The sequence below is a fragment of the Dolichospermum sp. UHCC 0260 genome (assembly GCF_009711985.1).
In the GTDB taxonomy this organism is placed as follows: domain Bacteria; phylum Cyanobacteriota; class Cyanobacteriia; order Cyanobacteriales; family Nostocaceae; genus Dolichospermum; species Dolichospermum lemmermannii.
This window is the reverse complement of record NZ_VIKZ01000015.1, coordinates 1-8,913: the sequence shown is the minus strand read 5'-3', so window position 1 is coordinate 8,913 and position 8,913 is coordinate 1. Positions and strand designations below refer to the sequence as shown.

Genomic DNA, 8,913 nt, shown 5'->3' with positions numbered 1-8,913 from the left:
AGTCTTAGAACTTACTCCCGCAGAATTGGGATTATTTTGGAACTTAAGTTGGAAAGGATAAGAGCTAATTAACTGCTTATCAGCTTGAGGTGGATTAGCGCTGAAAAATTCCCTAGCCTTAGATTGTAACTTAGGCGATTCTGTTCCTGCTTGGAATTTAATATCTAAAACCTTACCATCTGGATCTACAACTAATCTACCCACAACTGTCCCTTCCATCTCCGGTGTATCTGTAGAGATGGTTTCACGAATTACCCCTTTCTCTTTAACATTGGGATATTCTTGACGAATATTTTGTCTAAGAGTATTGTAGGAGTTCAGTTTAGCCAGTAATTGTTCAGTTTTTTTACCTTTTGATTCAGATTCATTTGTGATGATTTCTGGCGATTGTCCCCTAGAATTATCTGTTAAAGCTAATTTTTCCCCACCTTGAGGAATCTTAACAGCATTATTTCCTGATGCCACTGTTTGTGGTGGTGAAATACCTGCTGTTGTTGTACTGCCAATATCAATAGCTTCAGCAGACGGATTATTCAGTGGTTCTCCAGGTATTTCATGACTTTGTCGCAGTTCTGGTAACCGATTAATACCGAGAGATCCGGTTTCTTTCATTCTCTGATCTAGATTATTGACAAAAGGAGAAGTCGAGGAAGTCGAGGGAGTATATGTACTTCTTGGTAATCTAGACATTGCTATCTGTAAATCATTGCGAGTCAATCTTTCAATAGATTGCTTGCTAGGCAGATAAGAAAGGTTCAAGTTAGTTGGCGAACTCGGAATAGCTGGTAATACCGACTGACTAGATAATTCCGGTTGTAAAGCGGGATAGTTGGTTAATGGACTGCTTAAATTAGCACCTGGTAATTGTTGCTGTAGCGGTAATTGGGGTTGCTGTAAAGCTATCGGGGATGTACTAGGGGGTTGTGGTAATCGGCTTTGATCAGCGGTACTCAGTTCCATCAATCCCACTGCTTTGGGTGAGTCAGTTTTAGAAGATTGACTAGAGTTAACTGGCATTAATGGCACAATTAAGGCAATAGCGCCGTGGATACCAAGGGAAGCTATAGCGGCTATTCCCGTTGGTTGGCTCAATATTTCTGGTATGTTTTTTAGGAGAGATACGTAAGACATACTGTTATGGTTGATTCTGATCAGTTAAACTTGAATAGAAATTTTATCAACAAAGAATTCAGGGGTTATCTTCATAATACCTGCGCCATTTTTGCTTTGTTGGGTTAAGCAACAAACCAACCTACGAATCAAGGCTTTTTTCAATTTGGCGAAGGTATTGCTCAATAATGAAGTTAATATCCCACAGTATCATCTACTTAGGGAAGGGAAATAATAATACTCAAGGTAAAACTGATTAACTCCTGAAATTTGTGTCTTCTCAATTATTTTTGATCTTTTAGGCTATTTTGTCATAAGAATACCCGGTAAGCGTGAAACTCAGCGGCTTTAGCCCTGAGAGGGAAACGACACGGGCGGTTTTAACCGCTGTGAATATTTTTTCATTACCGCCTTGGAGTTGAGAAATTCGGGGTACTTTTGTGATGTACTTTCAACGGGACAATTACCGATTCAAATTTCCCAACTCTGTACGCATAATGTTTTGCTCCGAAGAGCCTCCCATTTCTGGGGTAATGTTAGCTGAATGCCTCCGGCACGCTTGCGCGAACGTCAATGTTTTAAGAGCTTGTTAGGCTTGCAACACTGTTTCAGTGACCTTGAAACTGTTTAATCACAAGCGACAGAGCAGGGAACTAGCTACGCATTCCAGGGTGTCGTGACTCAAAAAACGTAGTCAGTTAAGACTTAGACTGGTCAGTACAGCTTGCAATTTCTTACAAGCTCAGTCCCTTTAGGGCTGAGTTACTGACTGCCAAGAAGCACCTTACTCCCATACATAATAACTTCCCAAGGGGATAAGTTCAACAGGGGAATTAATGATATCTTCAGTTTTTATGTTCCCGTGATCTGAATATGACACATAACCTTAGCAACAGACTAAGTCTGAATGATGTCTAGGACAAGCTACGCTGAAGCATCTTGGGAATAATGGGGTGCAATCAACATCAAAATTCTCCGAATGCTATACTTTTCCCTGTTCCCTGATTCCATGAATGAATTTAATTTTATTCAACTACTTATATGATAATAAATCAAGCAATTTGATACTTAGGAGTATTAAAATGGGACTGAATGAAGAATTAATGAATTCTGGTCATAAGGACTTGATTGTCCAAGACTGCTGCACCATGATAGACGCACAACTGGCATCTAAATCAGGCATAAGCGGTATGGCCATGAAAGCCGCCTTTGCTGCACTCAAGGGAATTCAACCGGGTTATATCACCAATGTGGTTGAGTCCCTCCTACCAGTTTGCTTAACTGCAATTGATCCCATTTGGAGTGAAGGAGTGCAACAGGGTGAACCGGTGGAATACCTCACAGCCAATAGTAATCAGACCGCAAATGCGCTGCTAGGTGTAACTGATGCCAGGGTTAAAAATACCAAACGCCAACTTGTGCGAGGAACTTACGAAAAATTCCGTAATTCCGCAGAAAAACACGTGCAAGAGGCAGTACCAGATTTTGCTCAGGTGATTGGTAAGTATGTTAATAACTAAGTAGAACGGCTTGAATAATTAAAAGTTTGTAGTGGGGAATTTATTCCTCATTTGAGGGCTTCAGCCCTCACTACAAAATCATCTCCAGATGCGCTTCCACATAAATGATAGGAGCGCATATCACCAAAAGCCGATTTGCTGATATATTCCTTCGTGATATAATCGGCTGCTGAGGATATTGAGTTAAAAAGCCCCTAATTGAGCCGGAAACATGAGTTTTTCAAGACTCTAAAAGTTTCAATCTAACCGATGTGCCTGCGCTCAAAAATAAATCCAACTATGATATAAAGTTAAAGGAGAATTAGATTAATGACACTTACCTATGAAACAGAGGGATGTCTCCGGATTGGTCAGCAGGCTCCCGATTTTACAGCAACAACCGTAGTAGATCAGGAGTTTAAGTCAATTAAATTGTCTGACTATCGTGGTAGATATGTTGTTCTGATGTTCTACCCCTTAAATTTTACCTTTGTTTGTCCCACTGAAGTTACAGCATTTAGCGATCGCTACGCAGAATTTAGCCAACTAAATACAGAAATTTTGGGTATTTCCGTTGATAGTGAATTTTCTCACCTCGCTTGGATTCAAACAGATCGTAAATCTGGTGGAGTCGGTGACATAAATTATCCCCTAGTTTCTGACATCAAAAAAGAAATTAGTGCCGCTTATAACGTTCTCGATCCCACCGCTGGTATTGCTTTACGCGGTTTATTTATCATAGATAAAGATGGCATTCTACAACACTCCACTATTAATAATCTAGCCTTTGGTCGGAATGTAGATGAAACCCTGCGAACATTACAAGCAATTCAGCACGTTCAGTCCCATAGCGATGAAGTTTGTCCTGTTAATTGGCAACCTGGGGACAAAACCATGAATCCTGATCCCGTGAAGTCTAAAATTTACTTTGCTGATATTTAGAGAATTGGGAATTTGGTAATTAAACTTTTAATTTTGAATATCTTATGTTGACTTCAACTGATTTTACTGGCTTATTTAACGAGCGATTTTTCCATAATTTTCTCCCTATACCCGCGTTAGATAATTTCAGATTGGGTATAGGCACACCAGATTTTAAATTATCAGATATTACTAACAATACTGTTGTTAAGCTATCTGATTTTCGAGGTAAACAACCTGTAATAATTGCCTTTACCAGAATTTTTACCGAAAAGCAATATTGCCCATTTTGTTATCCCCATATTCAAGCCTTAAATGAAAATTATGAACAGTTTAAAAATCGGGGAATTGAAATTCTATTAATTACTAGCACCGACAAAAAGCAAAGTCAAATAATAGTTCAAGACTTGGGCTTAAAAATGCCATTATTGAGTGATTCCAGTTGCCATACATTTCGTACTTATAGAACTGGACAGGCATTAGGAGCGCCATTACCAGCACAATTTATATTAGATAAAGATGGCAAACTGCTCTACAGACATTTATTTTCCTTCTTAGATCATAATGCCGGTGTAGAGACACTTCTAGAAAAATATAATTGAATAGGACACAGTTCATTTCCAAGATTCTAACCTACCTGTACCGCGATTGTATTGATAATTTTTCTGAATTAAACTAGGATGAGGATTGACACAATATTGTTTACCATCAATCATAATTTGCACTATTTTTTCTCCAGAGGTACAGGAAACATTTGTTAATTCCCAGCTTTTAATTAACTCTATATTGGCATCAGTGGTAAGCTGGGAAGTTTGTTTTGGCTTTTCCTCGACTTGAGAAGTAGATTTTTTAACATAACGTCTATTAAATATTTCTGAAGATTTTTGATAATCTGCAAGAGCGCCTTGATAATCATTAGTCAGAGTGCGAGCTATGGCACGATTTGTGTAGGCACTGAAATTATCAGGATCAATCAAAATAGCTGTACTTGATACTTTTATAGCTGATTGATAGTCTTTTAAAGCATTAAAAATATTTGCCTGAATAGAATACCCATAACTATTGTTAGGATCAAGACGAATAGCTTGTTTAGAAGATTCTAATGCCGCTTCATAGTTTCCTAACTTTAGATAAGCCATACCTTGATGAGCATGAGTAATAGCATAGTTAGGATTAAGACGCATAGCGCGATTAAAATCCTCAAGGGCTGCTTGATTATTTTGTAACGAAATCTGAGTCCAGCCACGATTAAGATAACCATCCAAATAATTAGGATCAATAGCAATAACTTGGTTAAAATCTACAAGAGCTTCTGAATATTTTCTTAACCATGTGTAGACATATCCCCGTTTAAAGTAAGCTTCTGAATATTTAGGGTCAAGCTTGATTGCTTGATTAAAATCTTCCACCGATTCTTGATAATTATATTGATCAAGTTTAGTAATACCCCTAGCATAAAAGTCTCTTGCTGACTGAGGATTACTTAAACGAGTAGCAGGAGGTTCATTCGTAGAACTCTGATTTTTTTGAATCGGAGTATTTTTAATACTTGGTTCACTTATAGCTAAAAAAGTATTAACAGGAATCCCCGCATTAAATCCTGTCTTCTGAGTCACGATTTCTCCTGTTTCTGTTTTATTCTTGGCTGATGTATCAGCTAATCCATGAATTGCCACAACTCTACCAATAATATCAAACACAGGACCACCACTATTACCAGTTACAGTTCTGGCATCGTAAATCAAACCATAGCCATTAATAGGACTATTATTCCGAGAAACAACTATTCCCTTGGTAAAAGCAAAGTCTCTGGCAGATCCAACTTTACCAAATACGGCTGGAAACCCACCAACAAAGATATCCGTACCCTCTACCATCTCATCAGAATTGCCTAAAGTAGCAATGGGATAATCTTCTGTAGCCACAAAAGTAGCTAAAGCTAAATCTGGGTCGTTTCTACCCTTCTGCAACACTTTGATATCTTTAACAGCATAATCTTTCCCTGTATTTGTCCGAATAGAATAAGTAATGTCTTTAGCGCAAACAATTTCTCCCGGTCTGTCTAACACATCACACACCACATGATTAGCTGTAAGTACGGTATAAGTATTACCTTGTCTAGCAATAATTACACCTGAACCTCCAGGAGTAATATCACCCTCTGCATTAATTTGGACTGAGGTGTTTTTGGCAATTTGGGCAATCTTTTGAAGACTGATAGGATCAGCAGCAGGTGTTGGGATAGAAATGACAATAGCTGCCACTATTGCCGTAGTCAAAACTGGATAATTTACCCTAGTAAAATATAAACTCATATGCTTAATTATTTTTGTAAATTCTGGTAATGACAGGAATTCGGTTTAATTTCTGTATCTCTGGCAGGAGACGTAAGCAGGTTGGCGTTCAAAATTGCCCTTGTCGTTATGACAATTTTTAACATCAACCCACTTATAGCAACTTCAATTAATAATTACAAGCCACTAGATTTATTTTCAACAGCAGGTTTTCTTGTAGTTTGCCGAAGTGAGCGATTGACATTGTTTGTGAGTAAATCGCTCAATCTAACCTTTACACGACCTTGTGTTTCCCGAATTACACCAGCGCTAGAACCTTTACGACTGATTTGGATGATTTGGGCAAGAATTTGGTCTGCTTTCTTGGCATTTTCGGGTTTGAGGGTAAACAGAGTATTGCGTCCATTACAACCAGTATCATTTGCAGAAACTACGCAAATGACAGTGTTGTTATTAACTCGACCGTTCATCAATACAACATCTTTGAGGCTACCCCCACTTTCAGCTACGGCCGCATTTAATTTCGGTGTGACGATTTGGCAACGACTTTGAGGAGTAAATTTCTCACCAAAGTATTTTGAAGATGCTGAAGTCCAGATAATTACAGGGATTGGCTCTCCACCAGGTCGCTGACCCACTGTAGCCACGTTACCATCACCTTGGGATACACAGGTAAATTGAGTTCCAGTGTTGGCTTCCTCCGATGAGTCTACATCTGCCACCGGACTACTGTTGCTATTATTGACTTTGTTGTTGCCATTATCTACTGGTGGTAAGGCTTGAACTGAAGATCCCAAGGCAACAATGCTGGATATGGCTAAGGTAGTAACTAAAATTGCTGTCTTCAATTGATGTTTCATAAAACCTCGTAAATTTTAAAAGTAATTACAAACCACCAGAGTTATTTTCAACAGCAGGTTTTTTGGTAGTTTGCCGCAGTGAGCGATTAGCTTTCTTGGTGAGCAAATCGTTCAATCTAACTTGCACACGACCTTTTGTTTCCCGAATTACACCAGCGCTAGAACCCTCACGACTGAGTTGCATCATTTGGGCAAGAATTTCTTCAGACCGCTTGGCGTTTTTTGGGTTTAAGGTGAAGAGAGTATTAGTCCCATTACAACCAGTATCAATGATAGAAACTACGCAAATGACGGTTTTCTCTCCGACTCGACCGTTCATCAATACAACATCTTTGAGGCTACCCCCACTTTCAGCGACGGACGCATTTAATTTCGATGTGACGATTTGGCAACGGCTTTGAGGAGTAGATTTCTCACCAAAGTATTTTAAAGATGCTGAAGTCCAAATAATTACAGGGATTGGTTCTCCACCGGGTCGCTGACCAACTGTAGCTACGTTACCATCACCTTGGGATACACAGGTAAATTGAGTTCCAGTGTTAGCTTCCTCCGATGGGTCTACATCCGGCATGGCGGTACTGTTACTATTATCATCTGTATTATCCACAGGTGGTAAGGCTTGAACCGTAGATCCCCAGGACAAAATACTGGATAGGGCTAAGGTGGCAATTGTGATAGCGAAGCCCGACCTCGGAATCGTTGTTTTCCATTGATGTTTCATAAAACCTCGTAAATGTTTAAAGTAAGAGGAGCATCAGCATGAGATGTAAGTAGGTGGGCGGAGGAAAATCAAAATATATTTCGTTTTGTGAAATGGCTAAAACTCAAGCACAATAACGCATTGAGGTAAATTTACATATCGTTATACATTTTGGTTATTTTACGTCCACCTACTTAGTACCCATTAAATTAATAATTACAAACCACCAGACTTATTTCTAATAGCAGGTTTTTTTCTGATTTGCCGAGGTACGCGATTATTCTTATTCTTTCTGGGTAGTAAATCGCTCAATGTTACCTGCACACGACCTTTTGTTTCCCGAATTACGCCAGCACTAGAACCCTCACGACTGATTTGCATCATTTGGGTAAGAATTTCCTCTGGCTTTTTGGCGTTGTCCGGGTTTAAAGTAAATAGAGTATTATTACCATCACAACCAGTGTCATTGACAGAAACTACGCAAATGACAGTTTTATTGCGGACTTTACCGCTCATCAACACGACATCTTTGAGGCTACCGCCACTTTCAGCTACAGCCGCATTTAATTTCGGTGTGACGATTTGGCAACGGCTTTGAGGAGTAAATTTCTCACCAAAGTATTTTAAAGATGCTGAAGTCCAAATAATTACAGGGATTGGTTCTCCACCGGGTCGCTGACCAACTGTAGCTACGTTACCATCACCTTGGGATACACAGGTAAATTGAGTTCCAGTGTTAGCTTCCTCCGATGGGTCTACATCCGGCATGGCGGTACTGTTACTATTATCATCTGTATTATCCACAGGTGGTAAGGCTTGAACCGTAGATCCCCAGGACAAAATACTGGATAGGGCTAAGGTGGCAATTGTGATAGCGAAGCCCGACCTCGGAATCGTTGTTTTCCATTGATGTTTCATAAAACCTCGTAAATGTTTAAAGTAAGAGGAGATTAGACTTTTCCGTTTTCTGACTAAAAAGGTGGAAATAATTGATAAAGAACAAAAACACAGATCCTATAAACCCTCTTTTTTCGGACGGGAAGCTCTGTTGGGGGAATTGACTAAAGCTTTGAGGTTGCCATTACTCTGATTATATTCGTAACTATTGGCTGTTAAGTCAGGATGGGGCATAACACAGTATTGTTTACCACCCATCATGATGGTAATTACTTGGCTGCCAGAGGCACAGGAAATGGGTGTTAATTCCCATTTTTGTAGCAATGCGATGTTGGGATCGTTGGCTGATAAATCATCGCTTTGGGAGGAATACGGTGTTGATCTTTGGCTGTTACCTATTTCGACTGAACCAGCAATACGTGAGGCATCAACATTGTTACCAACAGCAGAAATGAAGTTTTTGGTAGCATTGTAGAGGTTGTAACGACCATTATTGCTGATACTATTGCTACCAGGATTATTGTTAGTACCCAGATCCGGTGAAGCATTCAGAATGAGGACAATACCATCCCGTTGATTATTCTGAATTACATTTTTACGCAGTAAAGGTTTGGCTGATTCAGAGATGACTC

The 8,913-nt window shown here is 39.4% G+C and carries 9 protein-coding genes; 3 read left to right on the top strand and 6 right to left on the bottom strand.

Translation table 11 applies throughout. The annotated features are described in order from the left end of the window. Positions 1–1,131 (bottom strand): hypothetical protein (locus FJR08_RS07950; protein WP_168632796.1); only part of this gene is annotated, 1,131 nt, incomplete at its 3' end. A gap of 1,061 nt (positions 1,132–2,192) precedes the next feature. On the opposite strand from FJR08_RS07950, the gene FJR08_RS07945 reads away from it, so the two are divergent. The 3 genes from FJR08_RS07945 to FJR08_RS07935 all read left to right on the top strand — a co-directional run bounded on the left by FJR08_RS07945 (position 2,193) and on the right by FJR08_RS07935 (position 4,132). Then, on the top strand, positions 2,193–2,630 hold the full coding sequence (locus FJR08_RS07945) for a hypothetical protein (protein WP_015080405.1): 438 nt from the start codon (positions 2,193–2,195) through the stop codon (positions 2,628–2,630). A 309-nt stretch (positions 2,631–2,939) separates the two neighbouring features. Further along, the gene (locus FJR08_RS07940) at positions 2,940–3,551 is read left to right on the top strand and encodes a peroxiredoxin (protein WP_168632795.1); all 612 of its coding nucleotides are present in this window, start codon (positions 2,940–2,942) and stop codon (positions 3,549–3,551) included. A gap of 44 nt (positions 3,552–3,595) precedes the next feature. Further along, a complete protein-coding gene (locus FJR08_RS07935; RefSeq protein WP_015080407.1) occupies positions 3,596–4,132 on the top strand; it encodes a peroxiredoxin in 537 nt (178 codons plus the stop codon). 12 nt (positions 4,133–4,144) lie between these two features. On the opposite strand, the gene FJR08_RS07930 is transcribed toward FJR08_RS07935, so the two are convergent. The 5 genes from FJR08_RS07930 to FJR08_RS07910 form a co-directional block, all read right to left on the bottom strand. Continuing rightward, a complete protein-coding gene (locus FJR08_RS07930; protein WP_015080408.1) occupies positions 4,145–5,845 on the bottom strand; it encodes a tetratricopeptide repeat-containing serine protease family protein in 1,701 nt (566 codons plus the stop codon). 155 nt (positions 5,846–6,000) lie between these two features. Continuing rightward, the gene (locus tag FJR08_RS07925; RefSeq protein ID WP_168632794.1) at positions 6,001–6,684 is read right to left on the bottom strand and encodes a COP23 domain-containing protein; all 684 of its coding nucleotides are present in this window, start codon (positions 6,682–6,684) and stop codon (positions 6,001–6,003) included. A 25-nt stretch (positions 6,685–6,709) separates the two neighbouring features. Continuing rightward, positions 6,710–7,405 carry a COP23 domain-containing protein gene (locus FJR08_RS07920; protein WP_168632793.1) on the bottom strand — a complete coding sequence of 232 codons (696 nt, stop codon included), beginning with the start codon at positions 7,403–7,405 and terminating at the stop codon, positions 6,710–6,712. Between the two features lie 195 nt (positions 7,406–7,600). Next, positions 7,601–8,302 (bottom strand): COP23 domain-containing protein, encoded by a 702-nt coding sequence (locus tag FJR08_RS07915; RefSeq protein ID WP_015080412.1) that lies wholly within the window; start codon positions 8,300–8,302, stop codon positions 7,601–7,603. Positions 8,303–8,398: 96 nt separating this feature from the next. After that, the coding region (locus tag FJR08_RS07910; protein WP_168632792.1) for a DUF1565 domain-containing protein at positions 8,399–8,913 on the bottom strand (515 nt) is incomplete at its 5' end.

Excerpts from the sequence above, each read along its gene's own strand:
- FJR08_RS07945 (WP_015080405.1), top strand. The coding sequence starts at position 2,193 with ATGGGACTGAATGAAGAATTAATGAATTCTGGTCATAAGGACTTGATT.
- FJR08_RS07940 (WP_168632795.1), top strand. The coding sequence starts at position 2,940 with ATGACACTTACCTATGAAACAGAGGGATGTCTCCGGATTGGTCAGCAG.
- FJR08_RS07935 (WP_015080407.1), top strand. The coding sequence starts at position 3,596 with ATGTTGACTTCAACTGATTTTACTGGCTTATTTAACGAGCGATTTTTC.
- FJR08_RS07930 (WP_015080408.1), bottom strand. The coding sequence starts at position 5,845 with ATGAGTTTATATTTTACTAGGGTAAATTATCCAGTTTTGACTACGGCA.
- FJR08_RS07925 (WP_168632794.1), bottom strand. The coding sequence starts at position 6,684 with ATGAAACATCAATTGAAGACAGCAATTTTAGTTACTACCTTAGCCATA.
- FJR08_RS07920 (WP_168632793.1), bottom strand. The coding sequence starts at position 7,405 with ATGAAACATCAATGGAAAACAACGATTCCGAGGTCGGGCTTCGCTATC.
- FJR08_RS07915 (WP_015080412.1), bottom strand. The coding sequence starts at position 8,302 with ATGAAACATCAATGGAAAACAACGATTCCGAGGTCGGGCTTCGCTATC.